The organism is Blastococcus aurantiacus, assembly GCF_900102425.1.
Classification (GTDB): domain Bacteria; phylum Actinomycetota; class Actinomycetes; order Mycobacteriales; family Geodermatophilaceae; genus Blastococcus; species Blastococcus aurantiacus.
In genome coordinates this window covers 516,716-543,540 of sequence record NZ_FNBT01000002.1, presented here as the reverse complement: position 1 = coordinate 543,540, position 26,825 = coordinate 516,716, and the positions used below count along the sequence as shown (strand labels likewise).

General features: G+C 74.4%; 24 protein-coding genes and 2 tRNA genes. 19 read left to right on the top strand and 7 right to left on the bottom strand.

Translation table 11 applies throughout. From position 1 onward, the window contains the following. Positions 1-35 precede the first annotated feature (35 nt). The 3 genes from chrA to BLS70_RS06090 are packed head-to-tail and all read left to right on the top strand — an operon-like array spanning position 36 to position 2,263. Positions 36-1,415 carry a chromate efflux transporter gene (chrA, locus tag BLS70_RS06100; RefSeq protein WP_218122298.1) on the top strand — a complete coding sequence of 460 codons (1,380 nt, stop codon included), beginning with the start codon at positions 36-38 and terminating at the stop codon, positions 1,413-1,415. Positions 1,416-1,443: 28 nt separating this feature from the next. Further along, positions 1,444-1,737 carry a hypothetical protein gene (locus tag BLS70_RS06095; protein WP_091764722.1) on the top strand — a complete coding sequence of 98 codons (294 nt, stop codon included), beginning with the start codon at positions 1,444-1,446 and terminating at the stop codon, positions 1,735-1,737. A 40-nt stretch (positions 1,738-1,777) separates the two neighbouring features. Beyond that, positions 1,778-2,263, top strand: coding sequence for a MarR family winged helix-turn-helix transcriptional regulator (locus BLS70_RS06090; RefSeq protein ID WP_091764721.1), 486 nt, complete (start codon positions 1,778-1,780; stop codon positions 2,261-2,263). Position 2,264: 1 nt separating this feature from the next. Here the strand turns inward: BLS70_RS06090 and BLS70_RS06085 are convergent, their stop codons facing one another. Together BLS70_RS06085 and BLS70_RS06080 are read right to left on the bottom strand one after the other, a co-directional pair. Next, entirely contained in the window at positions 2,265-3,788 is a 1,524-nt protein-coding gene (locus tag BLS70_RS06085; RefSeq protein WP_091764720.1) for a carboxyl transferase domain-containing protein, read from the bottom strand. An 86-nt stretch (positions 3,789-3,874) separates the two neighbouring features. Next, a complete protein-coding gene (locus BLS70_RS06080; RefSeq protein ID WP_091764719.1) occupies positions 3,875-4,465 on the bottom strand; it encodes a 5-formyltetrahydrofolate cyclo-ligase in 591 nt (196 codons plus the stop codon). A 26-nt stretch (positions 4,466-4,491) separates the two neighbouring features. Between BLS70_RS06080 and BLS70_RS06075 the strand changes: the two genes are divergently transcribed. The 6 genes from BLS70_RS06075 to BLS70_RS06050 all read left to right on the top strand — a co-directional run bounded on the left by BLS70_RS06075 (position 4,492) and on the right by BLS70_RS06050 (position 11,637). Then, complete coding sequence (locus BLS70_RS06075) at positions 4,492-5,412, top strand: UTP--glucose-1-phosphate uridylyltransferase (protein ID WP_091764718.1); 921 nt, start codon at positions 4,492-4,494, stop codon at positions 5,410-5,412. Positions 5,413-5,536: 124 nt separating this feature from the next. Further along, on the top strand, positions 5,537-6,928 hold the full coding sequence (glp, locus tag BLS70_RS06070) for a molybdotransferase-like divisome protein Glp (protein WP_091764884.1): 1,392 nt from the start codon (positions 5,537-5,539) through the stop codon (positions 6,926-6,928). 1 nt (position 6,929) lies between these two features. Further along, a complete protein-coding gene (locus tag BLS70_RS06065) occupies positions 6,930-7,547 on the top strand; it encodes a GNAT family N-acetyltransferase (RefSeq protein WP_091764717.1) in 618 nt (205 codons plus the stop codon). Positions 7,548-7,736: 189 nt separating this feature from the next. Continuing rightward, positions 7,737-8,432 (top strand): SepX/GlpR family protein, encoded by a 696-nt coding sequence (locus BLS70_RS06060; RefSeq protein ID WP_255362260.1) that lies wholly within the window; start codon positions 7,737-7,739, stop codon positions 8,430-8,432. A gap of 107 nt (positions 8,433-8,539) precedes the next feature. Next, positions 8,540-8,613: transfer RNA gene (locus BLS70_RS06055), tRNA-Ala, on the top strand. A gap of 258 nt (positions 8,614-8,871) precedes the next feature. Further along, entirely contained in the window at positions 8,872-11,637 is a 2,766-nt protein-coding gene (locus BLS70_RS06050) for a PQQ-dependent sugar dehydrogenase (protein ID WP_091764715.1), read from the top strand. A gap of 42 nt (positions 11,638-11,679) precedes the next feature. Here the strand turns inward: BLS70_RS06050 and BLS70_RS06045 are convergent, their stop codons facing one another. Together BLS70_RS06045 and BLS70_RS06040 are read right to left on the bottom strand one after the other, a co-directional pair. Continuing rightward, positions 11,680-12,474 carry an enoyl-CoA hydratase/isomerase family protein gene (locus BLS70_RS06045; protein ID WP_091764714.1) on the bottom strand — a complete coding sequence of 265 codons (795 nt, stop codon included), beginning with the start codon at positions 12,472-12,474 and terminating at the stop codon, positions 11,680-11,682. A gap of 50 nt (positions 12,475-12,524) precedes the next feature. After that, the gene (locus tag BLS70_RS06040) at positions 12,525-14,048 is read right to left on the bottom strand and encodes a dolichyl-phosphate-mannose--protein mannosyltransferase (RefSeq protein ID WP_091764713.1); all 1,524 of its coding nucleotides are present in this window, start codon (positions 14,046-14,048) and stop codon (positions 12,525-12,527) included. 55 nt (positions 14,049-14,103) lie between these two features. Between BLS70_RS06040 and rsmI the strand changes: the two genes are divergently transcribed. Beyond that, positions 14,104-14,943 (top strand): 16S rRNA (cytidine(1402)-2'-O)-methyltransferase, encoded by an 840-nt coding sequence (rsmI, locus tag BLS70_RS06035; RefSeq protein WP_176946304.1) that lies wholly within the window; start codon positions 14,104-14,106, stop codon positions 14,941-14,943. A gap of 144 nt (positions 14,944-15,087) precedes the next feature. Then, on the top strand, positions 15,088-15,960 hold the full coding sequence (locus BLS70_RS06030) for a type IV toxin-antitoxin system AbiEi family antitoxin (RefSeq protein WP_091764712.1): 873 nt from the start codon (positions 15,088-15,090) through the stop codon (positions 15,958-15,960). 85 nt (positions 15,961-16,045) lie between these two features. Here the strand turns inward: BLS70_RS06030 and corA are convergent, their stop codons facing one another. Then, entirely contained in the window at positions 16,046-17,185 is a 1,140-nt protein-coding gene (gene corA, locus BLS70_RS06025; RefSeq protein ID WP_255362258.1) for a magnesium/cobalt transporter CorA, read from the bottom strand. 197 nt (positions 17,186-17,382) lie between these two features. Between corA and BLS70_RS06020 the strand changes: the two genes are divergently transcribed. From BLS70_RS06020 to BLS70_RS05990, 7 genes are all read left to right on the top strand, one after another. Continuing rightward, complete coding sequence (locus tag BLS70_RS06020; RefSeq protein ID WP_091764711.1) at positions 17,383-18,048, top strand: hypothetical protein; 666 nt, start codon at positions 17,383-17,385, stop codon at positions 18,046-18,048. A gap of 49 nt (positions 18,049-18,097) precedes the next feature. Further along, positions 18,098-19,894, top strand: coding sequence for a methionine--tRNA ligase (metG, locus tag BLS70_RS06015; RefSeq protein ID WP_091764710.1), 1,797 nt, complete (start codon positions 18,098-18,100; stop codon positions 19,892-19,894). Further along, on the top strand, positions 19,891-20,775 hold the full coding sequence (locus BLS70_RS06010; protein WP_091764709.1) for a TatD family hydrolase: 885 nt from the start codon (positions 19,891-19,893) through the stop codon (positions 20,773-20,775). Before metG ends, BLS70_RS06010 begins: the two co-directional genes overlap by 4 nt. A 55-nt stretch (positions 20,776-20,830) precedes the next feature. Then, complete coding sequence (locus BLS70_RS06005; protein WP_091764708.1) at positions 20,831-21,670, top strand: hypothetical protein; 840 nt, start codon at positions 20,831-20,833, stop codon at positions 21,668-21,670. Between the two features lie 303 nt (positions 21,671-21,973). Then, positions 21,974-23,071, top strand: a complete 1,098-nt coding sequence (locus BLS70_RS06000; RefSeq protein ID WP_091764707.1) for a resuscitation-promoting factor — start codon at positions 21,974-21,976, stop codon at positions 23,069-23,071. Beyond that, on the top strand, positions 23,032-23,931 hold the full coding sequence (gene rsmA, locus BLS70_RS05995; protein ID WP_218122297.1) for a 16S rRNA (adenine(1518)-N(6)/adenine(1519)-N(6))-dimethyltransferase RsmA: 900 nt from the start codon (positions 23,032-23,034) through the stop codon (positions 23,929-23,931). Before BLS70_RS06000 ends, rsmA begins: the two co-directional genes overlap by 40 nt. Further along, a complete protein-coding gene (locus BLS70_RS05990; RefSeq protein ID WP_176946302.1) occupies positions 23,928-24,854 on the top strand; it encodes a 4-(cytidine 5'-diphospho)-2-C-methyl-D-erythritol kinase in 927 nt (308 codons plus the stop codon). Before rsmA ends, BLS70_RS05990 begins: the two co-directional genes overlap by 4 nt. 7 nt (positions 24,855-24,861) lie before the next feature. Here the strand turns inward: BLS70_RS05990 and BLS70_RS05985 are convergent, their stop codons facing one another. Further along, positions 24,862-25,470, bottom strand: a complete 609-nt coding sequence (locus tag BLS70_RS05985) for a TetR/AcrR family transcriptional regulator (RefSeq protein ID WP_091764880.1) — start codon at positions 25,468-25,470, stop codon at positions 24,862-24,864. A 53-nt stretch (positions 25,471-25,523) separates the two neighbouring features. Then, positions 25,524-26,507, bottom strand: a complete 984-nt coding sequence (locus tag BLS70_RS05980) for an acyl-CoA desaturase (protein ID WP_091764705.1) — start codon at positions 26,505-26,507, stop codon at positions 25,524-25,526. 237 nt (positions 26,508-26,744) lie between these two features. On the opposite strand from BLS70_RS05980, the gene BLS70_RS05975 reads away from it, so the two are divergent. Further along, positions 26,745-26,817 (top strand) — tRNA-Gln (locus tag BLS70_RS05975). Positions 26,818-26,825: the final 8 nt, after the last annotated feature.

Sequence of the window (26,825 nt, the reverse complement as noted above, 5' to 3'; positions counted from 1 at the left end):
CGGGACATCCCGACGCGACCTGGTTGCATGCGCGCGTGCACCGGCCGCAGGAGAGCCCGCAGCAGGAGGGCGTCCCCTTCGGTGCCGCCGTGCGGACCTGGTTCCTGATCTCCCTGCAGACCTTCGGCGGGCCGGCCGGGCAGATCGCCGTCATGCAGCGCGCGCTGGTCGACGAGAAGCGGTGGATCGGCCAGCGACGCTTCCTCCACGCCCTCAACTACTGCACGCTCCTCCCCGGCCCGGAGGCCCAGCAGCTGGCCACCTACGTCGGCTGGCTGCTGCACGGCACCCGAGGCGGGCTGGTCGCCGGTGGGCTGTTCGTCCTGCCCGGGGTCGTCGCGCTCCTGGCGCTGTCGGCGATCTACGTGGAGTTCGGCACCACCACCGTCGTCACCGCCGTGTTCACGGGGCTGGCCGCAGCCGTCCTGGCGATCGTCGTGCAGGCCGTGATCCGGGTGGGGAGGAAGGCCCTCGACAGCCGGTTCCTCGTCGCGCTGGCGGTAGCCTCCTTCGTCGCCCTGGCGGTGTTCGGCGTCCCCTTCCCGGTGGTCGTGGCCGTGGCCGGCCTCACCGGCTGGGCCCTCGGCCGGTGGCGGCCCGCCGCGCTCCCGCACCCGTCGGCCGGCGACGGCCCGGACGCGGGCCCGCCGCCGGTCATCTCCGACGACGTCCTGCACCACGAGGCGCCGTCCACCCGCCGCACGCTGCGCGTCCTGCTGGTCGGGCTGCTCGTCTGGGGGCTGCCGATCGCCGCGGCCGCGCTGCTGACCGGAACCGGGAGCGTCTTCACCGAGCAGGGACTGTTCTTCTCCGGCGCGGCCGTGGTGACCTTCGGCGGGGCCTACGCGGTGCTGGCCTACGTCGCCCAGCAGGCGGTGGAGGTCTACGGCTGGCTGGCGCCGAGGGAGATGGTGCGCGGGCTCGCGCTGGCCGAGACGACGCCCGGGCCGCTGATCATGGTGGTCCAGTTCGTCGCGTTCCTCGGTGCCTACCGCGACCCCGGCGACCTCGACCCCTGGGTGGCCGCGGTGCTGGCCTCGCTGCTGGTCACCTGGGTCACCTTCGTGCCCAGCTTCCTGTTCGTGCTGCTCGGTGCCCCGTACATGGAGCGGCTGCGCGGCAACCGGTCGCTGTCGGCGGCGCTCACCGGCATCACCGCCGCGGTGGTAGGCGTCATCGCCGACCTGGGCGTCTACTTCGCCGTCCACACGCTGTTCGACGACACCGTCGCGGTGGACGGCGGGCCGCTCGCCCTGGAGCTGCCCGACCTGACGACGCTGCGGGCGGTGCCCCTCGTCATCGCCCTCGTCGCGGCCGTGCTGCTGTTCCGGCTCAGGTGGTCGGTCCTGCGCACCCTGGGCGTCTGCGCGCTGCTCGGCCTCGCCGCCGGCCTGGCCGGGCTGCCGCTGGCCTGACCGGCCGCCGGGCGGGTACGGGGCGGCCATGGCAGCAGGGAGCGCGGTGGCCGCCGCGGACCAGTGGATCGACCCCGACGACGGTGTCCGCTACCCGGCGGGGGAGGTGCACGGCTGGCAGCCCGGTCGCAACGAGACGGTTTGCGGTCTCTCGCTGCACCGGTCCCGCTTGAGGCGCTTCCCGCACGTCACGTGGGCCGACGTCCAGCCGGAGAGCGGCCGGCACGCGGAGGAGGTGCGGGAGGTGTGCCGACGGTGCCGGGCAGCGCTGGGCGGCCGACGGGACGAGCGGGGGTGGACCCGGGTGAACCCCCGGCCGTGACCGTGCCGGATGCGGATCGGCCGCCCAGTACGGTCGCGCCGTGGCGCAGCGGTGGCTGGACGAGGACCAGCAGCGGACCTGGCGGGCCTGGCTCTCGGTCTCCGAGCTGCTGCCCCGCGCCCTCGACGCCCAGCTGCAGCGCGACGCCGGCATCAGCCACGCCGCCTACGTCGTGATGGCGATGCTGTCCGAGGCGCCCGACCGCAGCCGGCGGATGAGCGACCTCGCCCGCCGGTCCAACCAGTCGCAGAGCCGGCTGTCGCACACCGTGAGCCGGCTCGAGGAGCGCGGCTGGGTGCGGCGGCAGCGCTCGGCCGAGGACGGCCGCGGAAACCTCGCCGTCCTCACCGACGCCGGCTGGGACGTCGTCCGGACGCTGGCCCCCGGGCACGTGGACGCCGTCCGGGAGTCGGTGTTCGACCCGCTGACCCCCGAGCAGACCCGGCAGCTCGGGCAGACCCTCGAGGCAGTGCTGGAACGGCTCGACCCCGACCACGACCTGCGGCTGGAGGACGGGCCGGGCTGATCTAGCGGCCGAGGTGGCGGTACCGGTGCAGCCGGGTGCGGAAGCGCTCCGTGTCGTCCCGGCCGAGCAGGCCGGCCAGCTCCTCGCCGAGCACCCGGCCCAGGCGCAGGCAGAACTCGGTCGGCTCGTCGGCGGCGTCCGGCCGCTCGGGGACGACGCGGTCGACGATCCCGGCCCGGTGCAGGTCGGTGGCCCGCACCCCCTGCGCCTGCGCCATCTCGCCGGCGTGCCCGGTGTCGCGGTGCACGATGGCCGAGGCGCCCTCGGGCGGCAGCGGCCCCAGCCAGCCGTTGGCCGCGGCGAGCACCCGGTCGGCGGGCACCAGCGCCAGGGCGCCGCCGCCCGTGCCCTGCCCCAGCAGCACCGCCAGCGTGGGCGCCTGCAGCATCACCAGGTCCTGCAGGCAGCGGGCGATCTCCCCGGCCAGCCCGCCCTCCTCGGCCTCGCGGGACAGCGCCGCGCCGGGGGTGTCGATGAGGGTGACCAGCGGGAGGCGCAGCTCCTGCGCCAGGTGCATGCCGCGGCGCGCCTCCCGGAGCGCCGCGGGGCCCAGCGGCGCCGCCGTCGACTGGCCCCGCCTGTCCTGACCGAGGACGACGCAGGGCGCTCCACCGAAGCGGGCCAGTGCGAGCAGCAGGCCCGGGTCCTTCTCGCCGGCACCGGTGCCGGACAGGCCCACGATGTCGGTGGCCGCGGTGCGCAGCAGCCGGCGCACACCGGGGCGGTCGGCCCGCCGGGACGCGGTCACCACGTCCCAGGCGGTGCGCGGCTCGCCGGCGTCGTCGTCGGCGCCGTCGTCCGGACCCGGTCGGTCGGCCGAGGCCACGTCCACGTGCCAGGTCTGCCGGGCGGCGAGCACCCGCAGCGCCCGGTCGGCGACCTCGGCGATCTCCTCGTGGGGGACGACGGCGTCGATGAGCCCGTGCTCGGCCATGTTCTCCGCGGTCTGCACGCCCTCGGGGAAGCGCTCGCCGTACAGGGCCTCGAAGACCCGCGGGCCGAGGAAGCCGATCGAGGCGCCGGGCTCGGCGATGGTCACGTGCCCGAGCGAGCCCCAGGAGGCCAGCACCCCGCCGAAGGTGGGGTTGCGCAGGTAGACGAGGTAGGGGAGGCCGGCCTGCTTGTGCCGCGCGATCGCCGCGGTGATGCCGATCATCTGCAGGAAGGCCACGGTGCCCTCCTGCATGCGGGTGCCGCCCGACACGGGTGCGGCCAGCAGCGGCAGCCCCTCCTCGGTCGCCCGCTCGACGGCGGCGATCAGGCGGTCGGCCGCGGCCACCCCGATGGAGCCGGCGAGGAAGCCGAACTCCCCGGCGACGACGGCCACGCGCCGGCCGCGGAGCAGCCCCTCGCCGGTGATGATCGACTCGTCCTGCCGGGTCTTCTCCGCCGCGGCCGCCAGCTCGCGGGCGTAGTCCTCGGCGACGTCCCGCTCCGGGATGGGGGAGTCCCACGACCGCCACGACCCCGGGTCGAGCACCAGATCGCGCAGCGCACGGGCATCCAGCCGCGAGGGCGAGGGCATGCGGAGCTCCGTTCGACGGGTCGGGCACGGGGGTCCGCCGATGATTCCCGCCAGCGGTCGCGCGGGCGACACCGCCCCCGGGGACGTCACCCGGCGGCGATCTCCTGCCACCCGCCCGAGGGGGTGACCACGGCGGTGACCCGGTGGTCGTGCGCCTCCGCGGGCAGCTCGTCGAGCAGTTCCCCGTCGAACACCAGCGCCACGACGACGGCGTCGGGACGGGCCAGCCGCAGCGCCCGGTCGTAGTAGCCGCCACCGCGCCCCAGCCGCACGCCGTCGCGGGACACCGCCAGCGCCGGGACGACGACGACCTCCGCCGTCCCGACCGCCGTGGCGCCCAGCCGCGGGCCGACCGGCTCCAGCAGGCCGAACCGCCCCGGGGCCATGCGGCCTGAGTCGACGGCCCACGCGAGCTCCCGCCCCCGGGGGGCGACCACCGGCAGCAGCACGCGGGCGCCCAGCCGGGTGAGCACCGCGGGGAGCCGGCCGTGCCCGGGCTCGGTCTCCTCCGGGACGTACGCGGCGATCGTGCGGGCGCCTACCAGGCCCTCGAGCAGGGCCGTGGCGATCGCGGCCGAGTCCGCCGTCCGCTCGGCGGGGAGGCGCGCCCGCCGGGTCGCGAGCACCCGGCCGCGGAGCGCCGTCTTGGCGGCGACCGGATCTCGACCAGGAGTCATGGCGGCAGGCTAGTTAGGCTGCGGCCATGACGAGCCAGGGCGCCCGACCTGCACGGAAGGCCGTCATCCCCGTGGCGGGGATGGGCACGCGGTTCCTGCCGGCCACCAAGGCCGTGCCCAAGGAGCTGCTGCCGGTCGTGGACCGGCCCGCGCTCCAGTACATCGTCGAGGAGGCCGCGCGCGCCGGTCTGCCCGAGGTGCTCATGGTGACCGGCCGGAACAAGGGCGCGATCGAGGACTTCTTCGACAGCACCCCCGAGCTGGAGGCGGCGCTGGAGAAGAAGGGCGACGCCGGCCGGCTGGCGGCCGTCCGCTCCTCGACCGAGGTCGCGCAGGTGCACTTCGTGCGGCAGGGCGAGGCGCGGGGCCTGGGGCACGCGGTGCTGCAGGCGGCCGCGTTCGTGGGGGACGAGCCCTTCGCCGTCCTCCTGGGCGACGACCTCATCGACGCCCGCGACCACCTGCTCGAGCAGATGCTCGCGGTGCAGGCGGAGCACGGCGGCTCGGTCATCGCCCTCCTGGACGTCGGCATGGAGAACATCGACAAGTACGGCGCGGTCGCCGTCGACCCGAGCACCGACGGCAGCGACGTCGTGGCCGTGACCGGTCTGGTCGAGAAGCCCCCGGTCGAGGAGGCGCCCAGCAGCCTGGCGATCATCGGCCGCTACGTGCTGGCACCGGAGATCTTCGGGGTGCTGCGCGAGACCCGGCCCGGCCGCGGCGGGGAGATCCAGCTGACCGACGCGCTGGCCACGCTGGTCGAGCGCGGCGAGCCGGTCCACGGGGTCGTCTTCGGCGGCCGCCGGTACGACACCGGCGACAAGCTGGACTACCTCAAGGCCGTCATCCGGCTGGCCGTGGAGCGCGACGACCTGGGTCCCGCGCTGCGCACCTGGCTGCACCAGTTCGTCAACGAGCTGCCCGCCGAGGGCGCGTCGTCGTCCTGACCGGGCCCGGCAAGGGCACCATCGGGCCGCGGGGTACCGCGCCGGCTCCCGATCGGGGCGGGCGGCGCACCGCAGGCCGGTGCCGCCGAACGGCGGACGGCACGGCAGAACGGTGGTGGTGGGGATGACCGGCAAGGACGACGGCACGGGCAGGACACCCGGTTTCCGGGACACCCAGCTCGTCGACGGCCCCGCGCGGCCGCCGGGCGAGATCCCGCCGGTGCCCACGCCCCGCTCCGTCACGGAGGGCGCGGTCCCGCTGCCCCCGGCGGAGTCGGTACCGCTGTCGGTGATCTGCACGGTGGAGCGGCACCTCGACGAGATCCTGAGCAGCGTCCCGCAGCCCGACCCGATCGAGCTCGCCGTCCTGGACGCGCAGGGGCTCCTGTGCGCCGAGGAGGTCATCAGCCAGCGCGCGCTGCCCGCGTTCGACCAGGCCGCGCTGGACGGGTACGCCGTCCGGGCCGAGGACGTCGCCGGCGCACGGCCGAACGCACCGGTCTCCCTGGCGGTCGTGGGGGAGAGCGTCGCGGGCGCCGGCGTCCCCTCGTCCATCGGGCCCGGACTGGCCTTCCGCGTGTCCGCGGGCGCGATGCTCCCGACCGGCGCCGACGTCGTCGTCCCCGGTGTGTGGACCGACCAGGGCACGGTGCGCGTCGAGGTCCTGGCCGGCCCCCCGACCGGCGGGTACGTGCGCCGCACCGGTGACGACGTCGCCCCCGGCGATCCCGCGGTGCAGGTGGGCACGCCGATCGGCCCGGCCCAGATCAGCCTGCTGGCGGCGGTGGGCCGCGAGCGGGTCTCGGTGCGCCCGCGTCCGCGCATCGCCGTGCTGTGCGCCGGCACCGAGCTGGTGGACGTCGGCACCGCGCCCGCGCCCGGGCAGGTCGTGGACGTGAACAGCTACGCCCTCGCCGCGGCCGCCCGGGACGCCGGCGCCGAGGCCTACCGCTCCGGGATCCTCCCGACCGAGCGCCGCCGGCTGACCGAGGTCCTCGAGAGCCAATTGCTGCGCAGCGACCTGGTGCTCATCGCCGGCACCTTCGCCCCCGGTGGGTTCGACATGGTCCAGGAGGTGCTGGCCGAGCTGGGCCAGATGAACTTCCGCCAGGTCACCATGCACCCCGGTCCCGTGCAGGGCTTCGGCCGGCTGGGCCGCGACCAGGTGCCGGTCATCTGCATCCCCGGGGAGCCGGTCGCCGCCCTGGTGGCCTTCGAGGTGTTCGTCCGCCCGGCCATCCGGCTGATGCTGGGCAAGCGCCAGCTGTTCCGCCGCACCGTGCAGGCGGTCGCCGGCCAGCCCCTGGTCTCGCCGCTGGGCTACCGCCAGTACCTGCACGGCACGGTCATGCGCCACCCCGACGGCGGATACGTCGTCGAGCCCGTGGGCAACGGCACCGAGGCGCTGCTGGCCCGCATGGCGCGCGCGAACTGCCTGATCGTCGTGGACGAGGACGTCACCGGGGTGGCCGCCGGCGCGCTCGTCACGGTCATGCCCTTGCTGCTCGGCGGCTGAGCTGGAACCCGCCCCGCACCCCGGCTGGCCCGCGCAGCTGAGCTGGGGGCCGGTCGAGCTGCACCCGCTGCGCCGTCGGGACGCCGCGGAGTGGAGCCGGCTGCGCACGGCCAACGAGAGCTGGCTGCGGCCGTGGGAGCCCACGGCCACCCAGCCGTGGCCGGTGCGGCACAGCCCGGCCGCCTACCGCGCCATGCGGCGGGCCCTGGCGCGCCGCGCGCGGACAGGGGTCACGGTCCCGCTCGCGATCCGGGTCGAGGGCCGGCTGGCCGGTCAGGTGACCGTGGACAACATCGTGCGCGGGGCGATGCGGTCGGGCTGGCTCGGCTACTGGATCGACCGCGGGGTCGCCGGCCGCGGCATGGGGTCCCTCGCCGTGGCCCTGGTCTGCGATCACGCCTTCGGCGCGATGGGGCTGCACCGGCTGCAGGCCGACATCCGGCCGGAGAACGAGCCCAGCCAGCGTCTGGTGGAGCGGCTGGGCTTCACCCGGGAGGGCGTCCTGCGCCGCTACCTGGACATCGACGGGGAGTGGCGCGACCACCTGGCGTACGCGCTGCTGGCCGACGACCTGCCCGGCGGTGCGCTCGCCCGCTGGCGCTCGCGCGCCGAGCCGTGAGGCCGGCCGATAGCACGGCGCCGGACAGGTCACCGCCTGACCCGTGTCGACACGCCGCCACCTCGTCACACCAGTCACACGACTGATCAGCGACACGCCGCGCGCCTCCCTCGAACGTGGCGGCCATCTGCATAACCTCGCCCTCGCGAGTGACTCATGTGACGGGTGGTGTTCGAAATGGGATCAGGCGTGCTGCTGGCAGCTCTGGTCGTCCTCTGGTTCGTCGTGCTCGTCCCCATGGTGGTGACCCGCGGCGACGCGCAGGACGGCCGGACGGTGCGTGCCGACTCGGGTCGGACGCTGCAGCGGCGTCGTGCGACGAGCCCCGTCGTGCACGCCGAGACCGAGCGGGTGCCCATCGACCGCGAGGCGCTGTTCACCAGCGGTGAGCTGAAGGTCGACGTGCACGCGCTGCGCCGCCGCACCCTCGGCGGCCTGGTCGCGCTCGCCGTCGTCTCCCTGGTCGGCGCGGTGGCCTTCAGTCCGTGGCTGTGGGTCGCACAGCTGGTCCTGGACCTCGCCGTCGTCGGGTACGTGCTGGTGCTGCGCAAGGTGGCCCGCCGCGAGCGGCTCGCCGCCCGCCGGGCGGCACGGGCCGCCGCCCGCGAGGCGCTGCGCACCTCCTCCCTCCCGGAGCCGCGGACGGCGCCCGCGCCGCGCCCGGCGCCCGAGGTGCACGAGACCGTCGCCGCCGAGGTCCTGCCCAGCCTCCCGCACCCGAGCGTGCCCCTGGCGCCGGTGGCCCAGTTCCGCGGTCGCGTCGTGGCTGCCCGCACCCCGGCTCCGGCCGGCTGGCAGCACAGCGCCGTCGTCGGCCTGGACGACGACGACATCGGTTTCGCCGACATCGACGAGTACCAGCCGCGCCGGGTCGCCAACCTCTGAGGAAGGACCCTCCTGCCCCCCACCGCTCGCAGGCTCGCGGCGGGCCCCTGCAGGAGGGCCACCCGGTGGTGGCGACATGAGCAGAGCACGGTAAAGTCGGGCTCGAAGGGGCTGTGGCGCAGTCCGGTAGCGCACCTCGTTCGCATCGAGGGGGTCAGGGGTTCAACTCCCCTCAGCTCCACCCCAGCAGGACACGAACGCCGTCGGGCATCCGCCCGGCGGCGTTCGTGCTTTCCGGGACGATGCGTCGCCGGAACTGGCGCCGTCCGGGCACCCTCGGTGACGACTCTCAGGCGCGCCGCCCCTGAGATCGACTTCCGGACCGCAACGGCCGGATACCGATTGTGATCGGCCGGGTCCGGCTGCTACCCATCCCCCCGTGAACAGGGCGGATGCGGCGCGACAGCGCGGAGGACGGGGCGGCGCACTCGTCGCGACCATGCGATTGGTGGTCGTGGCCGCGATGGTCGCGGCGGGGCTCGTGGTGGCGCAGGGGACCGCCCAGGCCGCGCCGTCCCTCCCGCCGGGGTTCGCCGTCCGCGACATGCCCAGCGGCCAGGACTCGCTGCTCACCGACTTCGCCTACGCCCCCGACGGCAGCTACTTCACGACCGGCAAGAACGGCCGCGTCGCCTGGGTGTCCGCGAACGGCGCCACGGTCCGGACGCTCGCCAACCTGCCGACGGTCACGGTGCAGGACCTCGGCCTCAACGGCATCGCGGTCGCCCATGACTACGCGACGTCGAAGGTGATCTACCTCGCTCGCACCCTGATGGTGAACAACCAGTGGACGATGCGGCTCAGCGCCGCGACCGTGCTGGGCACCACGCCCACGTCGCTCGCTCCGGAGCGGGTCATCTTCGACCTGGCCGCCGGGTCCGACGTCCACACGATCACCGGCATCGTGGCCGCTCCGGACGGCACCCTGTGGGTGAGCGTGGGCGACTCCGCCGACTTCCGGTTCGTCGACCCGCTCGCCCTGCGCGCGCTCGACGTCAACACCGGCTACGGCAAGCTGCTCCACCTCCGGCCCGACGGCCGCGGCGTGGTCGGCAACCCCTACTACGACGCCGCGGCGCCCTCGTCCTGGCGCAGCCGGGTCTACGCCAGCGGTTTCCGCAGTCCGTTCCGCTTCAGCCTCGACCCGGGCACCGGCGCGCCGATCGTGGGTGACGTCGGCTGGAACGTCTGGGAGGAGATCAACCTCGTCCGCCCGGGAGCCAGCTACGGCTGGCCGTGCTTCGAGGGCAACGGGCCGACCCCCGGGTACCGCGACCTCGCCGGCTGCGCCGGCAAGACGAACACCGCGCCGCTCCACACGTACGTGCACGGGCCGCTGGGCACGAGCGTGACCGGCGGCATCGTGTACACGGGTGCCTCCTACCCGGAGCAGTACCGCGGCGCCTACTTCTTCGGCGACTACGCCTCCCAGCGGGTGTACACCCTGCGCTACGACGCCCAGGGCCGGCTGGTGCGGCAGCCCGAGGCCGCCGGGTTCGGCGTCCAGAACGGGCTGCCGGTCAAGTTCGCCGCGGCGGAGAACGGCGACATCGTCTACGCCGACATCGGCGGTTCGCGGCTCAAGCGGCTGGTCTACGCCGCGGGCAACCGCCCGCCGACGGCGGAGGCGGTCATCACCAACGACCCGGCCTCGGCGCGCTCCTTCACCTTCGACGCGAGCAGGTCCGTCGACCTCGACGGCCACACGATGACCTACGCGTGGGACTTCGGCGACGGCACGAGGGGGACCGGCGTGCGGGTCTCCCACGCCTACGGGGGGACGGGCACCCAGCCGCTGACGGCGCGGCTCACGGTGACCGACTCCCAGGGCGCGACGGGGACGACGACGCTGACGGTCGTCCCCGGCAACCGCGTCCCGACGCTCACCCTGACCGCCCCGCCGAGCAGCGAGCGGTACGTGGTGGGGGAGCGGGTGCGGCTGTCGGCGTCGGCGGTCGACGTCGAGGACGGCCCGCTGCCGGTGACCTGGAGCGTCGTCCTCGTCCACTGCAGCGGTGGCTACTGCCACGACCACCCGGGGCAATCCTTCACGGGCGGCGCCTACGACGTGCCGTTCGAGGACCACGGCGACGACACCCGCCTGCAGATCACCGCGAGCGCCACCGACTCGTTCGGCGTCCGTGCCGAGCAGATCTTCCTCGCCCTGCCGCAGCTGCGGACGCTCACCATCGCCTCGACGACGCCGAGCCCGGTCACGGTCAACGGCGTGCCTCGGGCCACGGCCCAGGTGACCGCCGGGGCGCGCGTCTCGCTGAGCGCGCCCGCGATTGCGGGGGACGGCGTCGCCCGCTTCTCGCGCTGGAGCGACGGGCAGCCGCGCGAGCGGCAGCTGGTCATGCCCGACGCCGACCTGACGCTGCGGGCCGAGTACGTGACCCCCATCGACCTGCGGTACTCCTCGGACGCGGCCGTGCGCGCCGTGCTGGGGGCGCCGGTCGCACCCGAGCGCGGCGACACCTCGCTGCGCGCCCGTGACTACGCCACCGGACGCATGTACTGGACGCCGGTGCACGGCGCGAAGGAGGTGCACGGCGCGATCCTGCGGGCGTTCGACGCCACCGGGGCCGAGGGCGTCTGGGGCGCGCCGCGCACCGACGAGATGCGCACACCGGACGGACGCGGTCGTCTCAACGCGTTCACCCGCAACGATGCGCACTTCTACTGGACGGCGCAGACCGGTGCCCACGAGGTGCACGGTGAGATCTTCAAGGTGTGGCGGAGCCTGGGCTACGAGCGCAGCCCCCACGGGTACCCGCGCACCGACGAGCTGCCGACCCCGAACGGGCGCGGGCGGTTCAACTCCTTCGAGAACGGCGGCATCTACTGGGCGCCCGGCCCCGGGGCGCACAACGTCCTGGGCGCCATCTACGCCAAGTGGGGCGATCACCGCTGGGAGGCGGGCTTCCTCGGCTTCCCGAGGACCAACGAGCTGCCCACGCCCGACCGGATCGGACGGTTCAACCACTTCGAGGGCGGCTCGGTGTACTGGTCGCCGCGGACGGGGGCGCACGAGGTGCACGGCCTCATCCGTGACCGCTGGGCCGCGCTCGGCTGGGAGACCTCGTACCTGGGCTACCCGACCAGCGACGAGTTCGGCATCGCAGGTGGCCGGCGGGTCAACTTCGAGCGTGGCTACATCACGTTCACCACGGCCACCGGCCGGGTGGTCGACCGGCGCTACTGAGCGGCTCCGGGGCCGGCCGGCGACGGCCGGCCCCGGGTGCGCTCAGCGGGCGTTGCGGAAGTCCGGGAGCCGCTTCTCGACGAAGGCCCGCACACCCTCCCGGCCCTCCGGATCGGCGGCGGACTCCGCGATGAGCTGCGCCTCGTCGTCCAGCTGCTCCTCGAGGGTGCGGGTGGCCGCCCTGCGCACCAGTGCCCGCGTGCGCACCATCGCGCGGACGGGGCCGTTCGCGATCTCCACGGCCACCGACTCGGCGGTGGCCCGCAGGTCCTCGTCCTCGACCAGCCGGGCGACCAGGCCGGTGAGGTGGGCCTCGGCGGCGGTCAGCACCCCGTTGCTGAGCAGGAGGTCGAGCGCGCGCGGGGCTCCGAGGGACCGGCTCAGCGCCCACGACGTCCCGCCGTCGGGGGAGAAGCCGATGGCGCCGTAGGCGGGCCGGATCTTCGTCGTGCGCGCGCAGATCACCAGGTCGCAGGCGCCCATGAGCCCGACCCCGGCCCCGGCGACCGCGCCCTGCACGCCGGCGACCACCGGGACCGGGCTGTACAAGGCGGCGCGGATGACCCGGTGCCAGTCGTGGGCGAGCCGGCCCACGAACGCGCCCGGATCGTCGGCCCCGGCGAAGGAGCCGATGTCGCCGCCGACGCAGAACCGGGGGCCGTTGGCGAGCAGCAGCACGACCCGGGCGCGCTCCGGCCGCGCCTCGAGGGCGGCGAGCAGTTCGGCGGCCAGGGCCGGCGTCAGGGCGTTGCCCGTCTCCGGGCGATCCAGGGTGATCCGCCAGACGTCGCCGTCGAGCGCGGTGAGCACGTGCGGGCGGGGCTGCGCGTCGGTCATCGTCGTCGTCCCTTCGGGTGCCGCTGGTCAGGTCACCGTAGGCGCGCAGGTCAGAACCAGGAGGGGAACCACATCCGGCGCAGCCACTCCGCGTTGCTGAGCGGCTCGCCGGTGAGCACCGGCCAGAAGAACGCGAAGGTGACCGCGACGACGGCCACGTAGAGGCAGACCGCCGCGAGGCCGACGGTGCGACGCGGGCTGCCCCCGGGTGGGCCGAGCACGTCCTGGAGCAGCAGGGTGACGGCCAGCACGAGGAAGGGCAGCGCCGGCGCGAGGTAGAAGATGAACATCGTCCGGTCGGTGTTGATCAGCCAGGTTCCCCAGCCGGCGCCCAGCGCGGTGACCGCCACCCCCGCGGCCGGGTCGAGCCGGGCAACGCTGCGCCAGACGAGCCACGCCATCGCCGGCACGAAGAGGAACCACAGGGTCGGCGTCCCGACCATGAGGATGTAGCGGACCACCGGCTCGCCCGCGTCGTCGGTGATGTCCTGCGGGTTCCACAGCAGGATCGGCCGACCGTTGACCAGCCACGACCAGGGGCCCGACTCCCACGGGTGCGGCGTCGACAGGCCGTTGTGGAAGCGCAGCCACTCGGCGTGCTGGTGCCACAGCGAGCGCAGCGCGTCAGGGACGAAGGCGAACGCGGTGTCCGGGTTCTGCTGGGCCCAGGCCTTGCCCTGCGAGGTCTCCCCGAGGAACCAGCCGGTGAAGCTGGCGAGGTAGGTGAGAACCGGCACCGCGCCCAGCGCCCACACCGCCCCGGGCAGGGAGTAGCGGACGGTCTTCCGGGTCGGGCGCCGGGCGCCGGCGTTCCGCCAGGCGGCGAGGTCCCAGAGCAGGGACGCCATGGCGAAGAACGCCAGGAACCAGATGCCGCTCCACTTCACCGCGCACGCGCAGCCGAACAGGAACCCGGCGGCGATGCGCCAGCCGCGCGGCCCCAGCCGGAACCCCTCGGCCGCCCGCTCGCCGGCAGCGCCGATGCGGGCTCGCACCCGGTCGCGGTCGACGACCAGGCAGGCGACGGCGGAGACGACGAGGACCTGCAGGAAGACGTCGAGCAGGCCGATGCGCGCGAGGGTGAAGGAGAAGCCGTCGAGAGCCAGCAGCAGCCCGGCGACCAGCCCGAGGAACGTCGAGCCGGTCAGCCGCCTGGCCAGCCGGACCAGGACGACGACGGCGATCGTGCCCGCCACCGCGCTGGGGAACCGCCAGCCGAAGGAGTCGTTTCCGAACACCGCCTGGCCGGTGGCGATCAGCCACTTCCCGAGGGGCGGGTGGACGATGAAGGTGTAGCCGCGGTTGTACTCGTATCCCCAGCGCAGCAGCTCCGCCGCCTCGGGCGGGTAGTACGCCTCGTCGAACAGCAACTCCTTCGGGTAGCCGATCCCGACCAGGCGGCTGACCAGCGTCAGCACCCCGAGCGCGGCGGTGAGCAGCCAGGACAGCCTCGTGTCGCCGGGCAGCGGGGGTGTGCGGTCCCAGCGCGGGCGGGAGGGCCGCCGGCGGCGGACCGGCACGGGAGGCTGCTGGTCCGGCTCCCGCTCCTCCTGCTCGGGTGCCAGCACCGCCATGCAGGTGAGGGTAGTGACCGGAACCGGCCGCCCCGGGCGTGACAGGCTTCCCCGCGTGACGGGACGGCTGGTGCTGGGCGGGGCGCCCCTGGGGCAGCCCGGGGACGTCGGCCCGCGGCTGCGCTCGGTGATGGAGACCGCCGACGTGTTGGCCGTCGAGGACACCCGCCGTCTGCACCGGCTGGCCTCCGACCTCGGCGTGACGTTCACCGGCCGGGTGGTGACCTTCCACGAGTCGGTGGAGCAGCAGCGGCTGCCGGGCCTGATGAGCGCGCTGGCCGAGGGCGCCACCGTGCTGCTGCTCACCGACGCCGGCATGCCCTCGGTGTCCGACCCGGGCTACACGCTGGTGCGCGCGGCGATCGACGCCGGGATCGCCGTCACGTCGGTGCCCGGACCGTCCGCGGTGACGACGGCGCTGGCCGTCTCCGGGCTGCCGGTGGACCGGTTCTGCTTCGAGGGCTTCCTGCCGCGCAAGGCGGGGGAGCGCCGGTCGCGCTTCGCCGGGCTGGCCGACGAGCGGCGGACGATGGTGTTCTTCGAGTCGCCGCACCGGCTGGCCGACGCGCTGGCCGACGCCGCGGCGGTGCTGGGCGCGGACCGGCAGGCCGCGGTGTGCCGGGAGCTCACCAAGACCTACGAGGAGATCCGCCGTGGCCCGCTGGCCGAGCTGGCGGAGTGGGCCGCCGAGGGCGTGAAGGGCGAGATCACGCTGGTCGTGGGCGGGGCGCCGGAGCGGACGGTGGAGCTCACGCCGGCGGATCTCGCGGCGGAGGTGGCCGCGGAGGAGGCGTCCGGAGCGACCCGCAAGGACGCGATCCGGGCGGTCGTCGAGCGCACCGGCATGCCGCGCCGGGCCGTCTACGACGCCGTCGTCGCCGCCAAGGGCTCCTAGCTCCACCCCACCTGACCGCCCGCCCTCCTCGCAGGAGGTGCACATTCGGTCGTCTCGCGGTGGCGACCGGGACGATCTGTGCACGAAACGTGTTCGGTGGACGGCTGACGGCCTCGCCCGAGGGCGGACGAGCACGGTGGCCGGATGCCTGCTCGTCACGCTGTCCCGCCCAGCTTGCGTGGACAGATCTTCCTGGGCAGCTGGGCGGTCAGCACCGGCGTGCTCACTCACGGGCAGCTCCGCGGGCCGGCCTGGCGGCGCCTCTTCCGCGACGTCTACGTGGAGGCGGCGGTCCCCGATACGCACCGGCTGCGCGCCCGGGCGGCCGCATCGCTTCTCGTGCCGGGAGCGGTCGTGACCGGCGCCAGCGCGGCTGTCCTGTGGGGCGTCGACCTGGTGGGGGTGGGCGACGAGGTCGAGCTCACGCTTCCGCCCGGCGCCCATCCCCGGCGGCATCCCGGTCTGGTCGTGCGTCGGACCGTGTTGCTCGACGCGGACGTCCGCGTCCACGCAGGTGTGCGGGTCAGCACGCCGGAGGCCACGGTGCTGCGCCTGGCCCGTGCACTGCCGCGGGACGACGCCGTCGTGGCGGCTGACTGGCTGGTCCGGGTCACCGGCATCGACCTCGAGGCACTCCGGGAGCGTGCCGGGGCACCCGGGGCAGCGCCCCCGCGGGTGCGCGCGGTGTGCGCCCTGGCCGACGGGCTCGCCGAGTCGCCACCGGAGACACGTGTGCGGCTGCTCCTCCGCGGTGGTGGCCTACCGCAGCCGGTGGCCCAGTACGAGATCCGGCATCGGGGCAGCTTCGTGGCGCGGGTCGACTTCGCCTGGCCGGAGCTCAAGGTCGCGCTCGAGTACGACGGCGCCTGGCACGGGGAGAAGGGGCAGTTCGCGCAGGACCGACGGCGCCTCAACCGGCTCCAGGAGGCCGGATGGCGCGTCGTGTTCGTGACCGCGGCGGACCTGCACGACCCAGCACGCCTCCGGGCGACGGTCCGCGCGGCTCTGGCGGGCTGAGGGTTCAGTTCGTGCACCAGATGTTGCGTCGGACCGGTCGGGACGACAGTTCGTGCACAAAGGGCCCGGCGGCCAACTGCCCGGGTCAGAGCCAGCCGTTGCGCTTGAAGCCGCGGTGCAGCAGGAAGCAGGCCAGCGCGATGACCAGCAGCACCATGGGGTAGCCGAAGCGCCACTCCAGCTCGGGCATGTGGTCGAAGTTCATGCCGTAGATGCCCGCGATCGCGGTGGGGACGGCGATGATGCCGGCCCACGCGGAGATCTTCCGCATGTCCTCGTTGTCGGCCATCTGCGTGCGCGCCAGCGACGCCTGCAGGATCGAGGTGAGCAGTTCGTCCTGTGCGGCCACCTGGTCGCGCACCCGGATCGCGTGGTCCAGCACGTCGCGGAAGTAGGAGCGGATCCCACCCGGCACGACGTCGATCTCCCGCTCGGCCAGCTTCTGCAGCGGCACCTCCAGCGGGGAGACCGCGCGCCGCAGCGACATGAGCTCGCGCTTGAGCTGGTAGAGCCGGCCGACGTCGTCGGTGCGCGACGGGCTGAACACCGAGGCCTCGAGCTCGTCGACGTCGTCCTCGACGGCGCCGGCGACGTCCACGAAGGTGTCCACCACCAGGTCGGCGACGGCGTAGAGGACGGCGGCGGGGCCCAGGCACAGCAGGTCGCGCTGCTCCTCCAACCGGTGCCGCAGGTCGCCCAGCTCGCCGTGGTGCCCGTGCCGCACGGTGATCACGTAGTGCGGCCCGAGGAACACCATGACCTCACCGGTGTCGACCACCTCGCTGTTCGCGGTGAGCTCCTCGTGCTCCACGTAGGTCGCGGTCTTGAGCACCATGAACAGGGCGTCGTCGTACCGCTCGAGCTTCGGGCGCTGGTGGGCGAAGACGGCGTCCTCCACGGCCAGCGGGTGCAGGTCGTACTGCTCCGCCAGCGCACCCAACTCCTCCTCGGTCGGCTCGTACAGCCCGAGCCACACGAAGCCCCCGCTCGCCTCGGCGGCCCGCAGCGCCTCCTCCGGCTCGACCGGCGCCTGTCGGCGTCCGTCGACGTAGACGGCGCAGTCGACGACGGCGCCGACGCCTTCCTTCCGCGTGGCCATGCGCGGCTCCCGCCCGGCCGGACGGGGGCGCGGGCCGGGGCGCGTGCTCTCCGGGCCGGGGGCGGTCGAGGCGCGGTCGGGCAGCGGCGGGGTCGACGGTGCGGACGACGTGTCGGCGCTGCTCATCGGGGCATCTCCTCGGGTCCGGGCCACTGCGGAGCCTAGGCGCGCCCGCCCGCCGCACGCCGACGAGGACCGCCGGGTCCCGCCTGCGCGCCGGATGACCTCACCCGACCGGGTGGAACGCAGCTGCGGCCCTACAGCGCGCGCGGGAACGGGCCGAGCTGATCGGGGACAGCACCGCACCGGTCAGGAGTCCCCAGTTGGCGATCAGCGTCTTCGACGTCCGCGACACGTTCGCGCGACCGCGCCTCGTGCTGCCCTCGCGCCGCACCGTCGCGCCGGGGACGACCTTCCGCCACGCGCCGGTACCCGCCCTCCTCGCCGGGCTGGCCGGGATCGTCCAGGCCGTCGCCCTCCTCGCCGTCGCGCTGCACGGGCTGGACGCCGCGCTGACCGCGCCGTCGCGTCCGGCCGGCCCGGCCGTCGCGCTCGGGCTCCTGGGCCTGGCCGCCTGGATCGTCCTGGTCGCAGCCGGTGGCGCCGCGGTGATCGACGGCTCCGGCCGCCGGCTGCTGACCGGGGTCGCCGTCGCCGAACTCGGCCTGGTCGCGGCCGCCGCCGTCCTGCTGCCCGCCACCCCCGTCGCGCTGCCGTCCGGGCTGTCCCTCCCCGTCCTCCTCGCGCTCGCCGCCGCGCTGCCGGTGGCGAAGCTGCTGCTGGCGGGGTCGCCGTCGGCGGTGGCCTGGGTCGCGGCCGGTCCCCGTCCCGCCGAGCGCCGTCCCGACCCGGCGACGACGCACCGAGTGCTGGCCACGGCGACCCTGGCCCTCATCGGCCTCGCCCTCGGCGCGGTCGCGCTGCTCGGCCCGGTCGAGAACCCGGTGCGCACCGGGGAGACCGCCTCCACCACCGTCTACCAGCCCTGACCCCGAGAGCCCGGGAAACCGGGTGGACGGGCCTCCGTACTGTTGAGCCGTGAGTGATCGCCACATCCTGACCGCGGTCGCCTGGCCCTACGCCAACGGCCCGCGGCACATCGGCCACGTCTCCGGTTTCGGAGTCCCCTCCGACGTCTTCAGCCGCTTCCAGCGGATGAACGGCAACCGGGTGCTGATGGTGAGCGGCACCGACGAGCACGGCACCCCCATCACCGTCGCGGCCGACGCCGAGGGCGTGACGCCCCGGGAGATCGCCGACCGCAACAACCGGATCATCGTGGGCGACCTCCAGTCGCTCGGGCTGAGCTACGACCTCTTCACCCGGACGACGACGGCGAACCACGCCGCGGTCAGCCAGGAGATCTTCCTGGGCCTGCTGAAGAACGGCTACGTCTTCCCGAAGACGACGCTCGGCGCGATCAGCCCCTCGACCGGCCGCACGCTGCCCGACCGCTACATCGAGGGCACCTGCCCGATCTGCGGGTACGACGGTGCTCGCGGCGACCAGTGCGACAACTGCGGCAACCAGCTCGACCCGACCGACCTGATCAACCCGGTCAGCAAGATCAACGGCGAGACGCCGAAGTTCGTCGAGAGCGAGCACTACTTCCTGGACCTGCCGGCGTTCACCCGCGCGCTCGGCGACTGGCTGGCCACCCGCAAGAACTGGCGCTCCAACGTCCTGAACTTCAGCGTCAACCTGCTCGAGGACCTCAAGCCGCGCAGCTACACCCGGGACATCGACTGGGGCGTGGCCGTGCCGCTGGACGGCTGGCGCGACCGGCCCGACAAGCGCATCTACGTCTGGTTCGACGCCGTCGTGGGCTACCTGTCGGCGTCGATCGAGTGGGCCCGCCGTTCCGGGGACCCCGAGGCGTGGCGCCAGTGGTGGCAGACGCCGGACTCCGACGCCTACTACTTCATGGGCAAGGACAACATCGTCTTCCACTCCGAGATCTGGCCCGCCCAGCTGCTCGGCTACAACGGCGAGGGCGACACGGGCGGCACCCCGGGCTCGCTCGGTCGGCTCAACCTGCCCACCGAGGTGGTCTCCAGCGAGTTCCTGACGATGGAGGGGCGCAAGTTCTCCAGCAGCCGACAGGTCGTCATCTACGTGCGCGACTTCCTCGCCCGGTACGACGCCGATGCGCTGCGCTACTTCATCGCCGTCGCCGGCCCGGAGAACCAGGACACCGACTTCACCTGGGCGGAGTTCCTGCGCCGCAACAACGACGAGCTCGTCGCCGGCTGGGGCAATCTGGTCAACCGGACGGTGTCGATGGCCGCGAAGAACGTCGGGGCCGTGCCGACCCCCGGTGAGCTGACCGACGCCGACCGCGCGCTGCTGGCGACGACGTCGTCCGCGTTCGGGCCGATCGGCGAGCTGCTGGGCCGCAACCGGCAGAAGGCCGCGGCGACCGAGGCGATGCGGGTGGTCGGCGAGGCCAACAAGTACCTCTCGGACCAGGCGCCGTGGAAGCTCAAGGAGGACCCGGCCCGCCGGGACACCGTGCTGCACACGGCGCTGCAGGCGATCAGCGACTGCAACACGCTGCTGACCCCCTTCCTGCCGCACTCGGCGCAGCAGGTGCACGAGCTGCTCGGGGGCGAGGGCGTGTGGTCCCCGGCCCCGCAGATCGTGGAGACCGAGGACCTGGACGACGGTTCGCCGTACCCGATCATCACCGGCGACTACGCCGCCGCCTCGGCGACCTGGGCGTCCCGGCCGCTCCCGTCCGGCAGCCCGCTGAGCCCGCCCACCCCGATCTTCAAGAAGCTCGACGACTCCGTGGTCGAGGAGGAGCTGGCCCGTCTCGAGGGCGGCCAGGCATGAGCCGGTCGGCCGCCTCCCGCGCGAACCGGCGGGGCGAGCCGCCGCCGTCGCCGGAGCCGCTGCCGGCACCGGCGCTGGACAGCCACACCCACCTGGACATCGTCCTGGGGGAGCGGCCGGCCGACGACGAGCACGGCGAGTGGGCGTCGGACGCCGCGGTGGACGCCGAGATCGCGGCGGCCGCGGCGGTCAACGTGACCCGGCTGGTGCAGGTGGGTGTCGACGTCGCGTCGTCCCGCTGGTCGGCCGCCCTGGCCGCCCGGCACCCGGGCGTGCTCGCCGCCGTCGCGCTGCACCCGAACGAGGCGGGCGCCGGCCGGGCGACCGAGGAGGCGCTGGCCGAGATCGACCGGCTGGCCGCCCTGCCCCGGGTGCGGGCGGTGGGGGAGACCGGGCTGGACCGGTTCCGGACCGGCCCGGAGGGGTGGGTCGCACAGGAGGCGTCGTTCCGCGCGCACATCCGGATCGCCAAGGAGCACGGGATCGCCCTGGTCATCCACGACCGGGACGCGCACGAGGAGATCCTCCGCGTGCTGGACGACGAGGGCGCGCCCGAGCACACCGTCTTCCACTGCTTCTCCGGGGACGCCGTCTTCGCCAAGTCCTGCGTGGCCCGGGGGTTCGTGCTCTCGTTCGCCGGCACCCTGACGTTCGGCAACGCCGCGTACCTGCGCGAGGCCGCGGCGCTCACCCCGCCGGACCAGCTGCTGGTGGAGACCGACTCGCCGTTCCTGACCCCCGTGCCGCACCGCGGCCGCCCCAACGCCTCCCGGCTGGTCCCGCACACCGTCCGAGCCCTCGCCGAGACGACGGGAACGGACCTGGAAGAGCTCTGCTCCACCCTCACCGCGACCGCCGAGAGGGTCTTCGGGTCCTGGTAGAAGTCCCGGGGACGAAGCCCTCCGGGCGCACAGGGAAAAAGGGGACACTCATCTCGTGGGCCGTCTGATCGCCGTCGTGCTGTTCATCGCCGTGCTCGTCCCCGGCGTGCTGCTGGGTCGCGAATGGGCCCGGGCCGGGGACCGGCGCGCGGTCGCGGGCGGCTCGGTGGAGCTCGCCGAGCCGACGGCGGAGGGCTCGGCCACGCTGGCTTCGCAGGCCGCGCACGGTCGCCTCTGGCGCCGGCTGGGCCTGTTCCTGGGCCTGGCGGGGATCGTCGGCAGCGTCGTGGCGCTGGGGGAGGCGTCGGTCTTCCTGTGGGTACCGGTCCTGGCGCTCGGACTGCTGGCCGGTGTGCTGCTCGCCGAGGTGACGCGGCCCCGCCCGCGGTGGGCCCTGGCCCAGCCGGTGCGGCGGCCGCGCCGGGCGGAGCTGGTCTCGGGCTGGCTGGTGTGGACGGCCCGCGCGGTGGTCGTGGGTGCGGTCGTCGCGGCCGCCTGGTCGTGGTCGGCCGGGGAGCTGAGCGCGGCCGTGGGGTGGACGGCGGTGGCGGTGCCCGTGGCCGCGGGGCTGCTGGCGGAACTGGCCGTCGTCCGGGCGGTCCGGCGGCCGCTGCCGGCCGCGGGGGCCGACGTGCCCGTCGACGAGGCCCTGCGGACCTGGACCGCCCACCTGGTCACCGCCGCCGCGAGCGTCCTCGGCCTGCTGCCGCTGGGCGTGCTGCTGCTGACGGCGGGGATCGACCTGGGCGACCGGGTCACGGAGCACTTCGACCTGCTGCCGGTGGCGCTGGTCGCGGGTGGCTTCTCGGCGCTCCTGTCCGGGGTGGCCGTCGCGGTGTTCCTCGTGACCTGGGTCAAGCCCGTGCGCGCCGGCGCGCGGGCGCTGGCGGGCTGAGCGGGGTCTGCTGCCCCGGATGACCCCGGTTCACCCTGTGGGCTTGCTCACCGGGGCCGGACCGTCTCCTGTCCGGTGCAGCGGCCGGAACCGCGGCATGGCCGTCACTCCACGTGTCGGCGCGTCCACATAGCGACATGGCGACCGTCTGCTTCACTCGTCTCGCACCGTTGCCCCACGCACCGTGTTCGTTATCGTGTCGTGACCGTAAGCCGGGGTGGAGAACGCAAGACCTCGACGGGCGTGCCGTCCTCGCGGCCTGCCCGTTCCTCCTGCCCGGGTTCCATGACCCCTGGATGTGCCGTGCGCCGCTCGCTCCGTTTCAGCCTCTTCGCCCTGGTCCTGCTCGGACTCGTGGGCGGGACGCTGGCGTTCTTCATCGCCCAGAAGTCCGTCGTCCTCACCGTCGACGGGCAGGCCCAGCGCATCGGCACCTACGCCGACACCGTCGCCGAGGTCCTGGACGAGGAGGGCCTGGAGCCGGCCGCTCACGACGTCCTGCTGCCCGCCGCCGAGGAACCGGTCGGCGACGGCGACACCATCGTGCTCACCCGCGCCCGTCCGCTGCAGCTGAGCGTCGACGGCGTGGAGCAGGAGATCTACGTGACCGCGCTGTCGGTCGACGAGGCCCTCGACCAACTCGGTCTGCGCGCCGACGGTCTGGTGCTCTCGGCCAGCCGCAGCGAGCGCCTCCCGCTGGACGGCATGAGCCTCGAGGTCATCACCCCGAAGGACGTCGTCCTGGTCGCCGACGGCCAGGAGCGGGTCGTGACCACCACGGCCGCGACCGCCGGTGACCTGCTCTCCGAGGAGGGCGTCGCGCTGGGCGAGGTCGACCACGCCAGCGTCGACCTGCAGCAGCCGCTGGCGCAGGACATGCGGATCCAGGTGTTCCGCGTCCGCATCGACCAGGTCACCGAGACCGTTCCCGTGCCGCACGAGGTCGTCGAGACCCAGGACCCCGAGGCCTTCGTCGGCGACCGGGACGTCACGACCGAGGGTGTCGACGGCGAGAAGACCATCACCTACCGCGTCACCATCACCGACGGCGTGGAGACCGCCCGCGAGACGCTCGACACCACCGTGGGCCGCGAGCCGGTCACCGAGCAGGTCGCGGTGGGCACCAAGGCCCGCCCGGCGCCCCCGGCCGTGGCCGACGGCGGCGTGTGGGACCGGCTCGCCAAGTGCGAGGCCGGCGGCAACTGGTCGATCAACACCGGCAACGGCTACTACGGCGGCCTCCAGTTCAACCCCGGCACGTGGCGGGCCTACGGCGGTCAGGGGCTGCCGCACCAGAACAGCCGCGAGCAGCAGATCGCGATCGCCGAGAAGGTCCGGTCCGCGAGCGGCGGCTTCGGCGCGTGGCCGCACTGTGCCAGCAAGCTGGGGCTTCCCCGCTGACCGGACCGTCCGCTGACGACGGGCTGCTGGGCCCCGCGGTCATCCGCGAGCTGGCCGCAGAGCTCGACCTGCGACCCACCAAGACCCTCGGGCAGAACTTCCTGCACGACGCGAACACGATCCGCCGCATCGTGCGGACGGCGGAGCTCCGGGCCGACGACGTCGTCCTGGAGGTCGGCCCGGGGCTCGGCTCGCTGACGCTGGGGCTGCTGCCCGCCGCCGACCGGGTCGTGGCCGTCGAGATCGACCAACGGCTGGCCGACCTGCTGCCGCGCACCGTGGCCCAGCGGCGTCCCGACCTGGCCGACCGGCTCGACGTCGTGACCGCGGACGCCCTGCGTCTCACCGAGCTGCCGGGGCCACCGGCCACCGCGCTGGTCGCCAACCTGCCCTACAACGTGGCCGTGCCCGTCCTGCTCCACCTGCTCGACCTGCTGCCCACCCTGGACCGGGCGCTGATCCTGGTGCAGGCGGAGGTGGCCGAGCGGCTGGCCGCGCCTCCCGGCGGCGGCGCGTACGGCGTCCCCTCGGTCAAGGCCGCCTGGTACGGCGAGGTCCGCCGGGCGGGCAACGTCGGCCGGCGGGTGTTCTGGCCCGAGCCGAACGTCGACTCCGGCCTGGTGAGCCTGGTCCGGCGGCCCCCGCCGCCAGGGGACCGCGCGGCCACCTTCGCGGTCGTCGACGCAGCCTTCGGCATGCGGCGCAAGAGCCTGCGCGCGGCCCTGGCCCGCTGGGCGGGCAGTCCCGCGGCGGCGGAGGTCCGACTGCGCGCCGCGGGGATCGACCCGGGCGCCCGCGGCGAGCAGCTGTCGGTGACCGACTTCGCCCGGCTGGCGGCCACCGACCCGGTGACGCCGTGAGGCCGGAAGCGCCGGCGGACGCGGTGAGCGCCCGGGCGCCCGCGAAGGTCAACGCGCTGTTGGCGGTGGGCCCGCTGCGCCCCGACGGCTTCCACGAGCTCCGCACGGTCTACCTCGCCGTCTCGCTGTTCGACGTCGTCACCGCGCGGCCGGGGGACGGGCTGTCCCTCGCCGTCACGGGGGAGGACGCCGAGGTCGTGCCGGCGGACCGCCGCAACCTGGTGTGGCGGGCGGCCGAGCTGCTGGCCGAGCACGCCGGGGTGCCGGCGGACGCGGACCTGGAGATCGCCAAGTCCATCCCGGCCGCGGCGGGTCTGGCCGGCGGCAGTGCCGACGCGGCCGCGGCGCTGGTGGCGCTGGACGCGCTGTGGGGCACGCGCGCCGACCGGGACGACCTGCTCGAGCTGGCCGCCCGGCTGGGCAGCGACGTGCCGTTCAGCCTGCTCGGCGGCGTCGCCCTGGGCACCGGGCACGGCGAGCAGCTGACTCCGGTGCTGGCCGGGCCGTCGTGGCACCTCGTGCTCGGCCTCGCCGGGGAGGGTCTGTCCACGCCGTCGGTCTACGCCGAGCTCGACCGGCTCCGGGCGGCGGGCCGGGTGCCCGATGGCAGCGACCTCCTGCCCGCCGAGCCGGTGATCGCGGCGCTGCGCAGCGGACCGGCCGCGGCGCTGGCCGCGGCGCTGGGCAACGACCTGCAGGCACCGGCGCTCGCGCTGCGCCCCGAGCTGGGGCGTGCACTGCGCGCGGCGACCGGGGCCGGGGCGCTCGGTGCCCTGGTGAGCGGCTCGGGCCCGACCGTGGCGGCCCTGGCCGAGGACGGGCCGGCTGCGGTGCGGCTGGCCGCGACGCTCGCCGGCGAGGGCGTGTTCCGCACGCTGCGGATCGTCTCCGGGCCGGTGCCGGGCGCACGCCTCGTGGGCTGAGCTGGACTCAGCTGCCGGAGGGGCCCTCGACGAGGCCGGGCCGGTCGTCGAGGTGGGACAGGCCGTTGTAGGCCAGGTTCACGAGGTGCGCGGCCACGTCCCGCTTGTCCGGCGACCGGGTGTCCAGCCACCACTGGCCCACGAGCGCCACCATGCCGACCAGTGCCTGGCTGTACAGCGCCGCCAGCCGCCGGTCGTAGCCGCGGGCGCCGAAGTGGTCGCCCAGGATGTGCTCGACCTTGCGGGCGACCTCGCCGATCAGGGAGGGGTAGCTGCCCACGCCGCTGGTGACCGGCGCGTCCCGGGTGAGCACGAGGAAGCCGTCGGTGTCGGACTCGATGTACTCCAGCAGGACCAGGGCGGCCCGCTGCAGCAGCTCGCGGGGGTGCCCAGGGTCCGACAGCGCCGAGGTGAACCGGCCCAGCAGACGCTGCATCTCCCGGTCGACGACGACGGCGTAGAGGCCCTCCTTGCCACCGAAGTGCTCGTAGACCACCGGCTTGCTGACCTCGGCGTGCGCCGCGATCTCCTCGATCGAGGTGGCCTCGAAGCCACGGCGGCCGAAGAGCTCCCGGGCGACGTCGAGCAGCTGCTGCCGGCGTTGGGCACCGGTCATCCGCACGCGCGGCCGGGGCGGTGCCGCGGAAGCCGGCTCGACGGCGTCCTCCTTCAGGACGCGGCCGGAGCCTCGACGCGGCGCTTTGCGGCCAGACGCACCGGGTCGGGCCACTTGACGTTCGAGGCCAGGCCGAGCTTCTCGAACACCCAGATGACCCGGGCGCTGATGTCGATCTGGCCGCGCAGCACGCCGTGCCGGGCACACGTCGGGTCGGCGTGGTGGAGGTTGTGCCAGGACTCGCCGCCGCTGAGGATCGCCAGCGGCCAGAAGTTCGTCGCGCGGTCGCGGGACACGAACGGCCGGTTGCCCACCACGTGGCAGACGGAGTTGATCGACCAGGTGACGTGGTGCAGCAGGGCCGCGCGCACCAGGCCGGCCCAGAAGAACGCCGACCACGCGCCGGCCCAGCTGCCGGTGATCAGCCCGCCCAGGAGGGCGGGCATCGCCAGGCTGAGGAAGGCCCACACCACGAACGTCCGGCTGACGAAGACCAGACCGCGGTCCTTGAGCAGGTCGGGGGCGTACCGCTCCTGGTTGGTCTTGCGGCGGTCGAACAGCCAGCCCAGGTGGGCGTGGAACATGCCCTTGAGCAGCGAGCGCAGGTCGGTGCCGTAGCGCCACGGGGAGTGCGGGTCGCCCGCGCGGTCGGCGAAGGCGTGGTGCCGGCGGTGGTCGGCGACCCACTGGTTGACCGGCCCCTGGATGGCCATGGACCCGGCGATCGCCAGGCCGAGCCGCAGCGGCCGCTTGCTCTTGAAGGACGCGTGCGTGAAGTGCCGATGGAAGCCCACGGTCACGCCGAGCAGGGAGAGGTAGTAGAAGCCGACGGCCAGGCCGATGTCGAGCCACGAGATGCCCCAGCCCCACACCGCGGGGACGACGGCGGCCAGTGCGATGAACGGCACGAGCACGATCACGTACAGGGTGACGATCTCGAGGGTGCTCTTGCGCCGGCCGATGGCGTTGGCCGGGAGCCCGGCGTAGGGCTCGGCGCGGGGAGGAGCCGTGGGCCGGGTGAGTGCGGGAGCGGACAAGGAAACTCCTGGGCTGTGTGGAATCGGCCTCGGGCGCGGTCTGAACCGGCGTGCTCCGGGCTGCGTGGGGCACAACCTACGGCAGCGTAGGCAGGTCCGCGAACGGAGACGGCGGAGGTGCGCGTGCACCCGCAGGGGTAACCGGTGCTGTCCGGCTGCGGTGCCCGGCCCTTAGGCTCGCACCGGGTGCCGGTCCCGCGCGGGCACCTCCGCGACGCCGCCCGCCGACGCCGTGGGTGGGGGATGGGGTAATCGGCAGCCCGCCGGCCTTTGGAGCCGTGCAGTCTCGGTTCGAGTCCGAGTCCCCCAGCAGTCGTG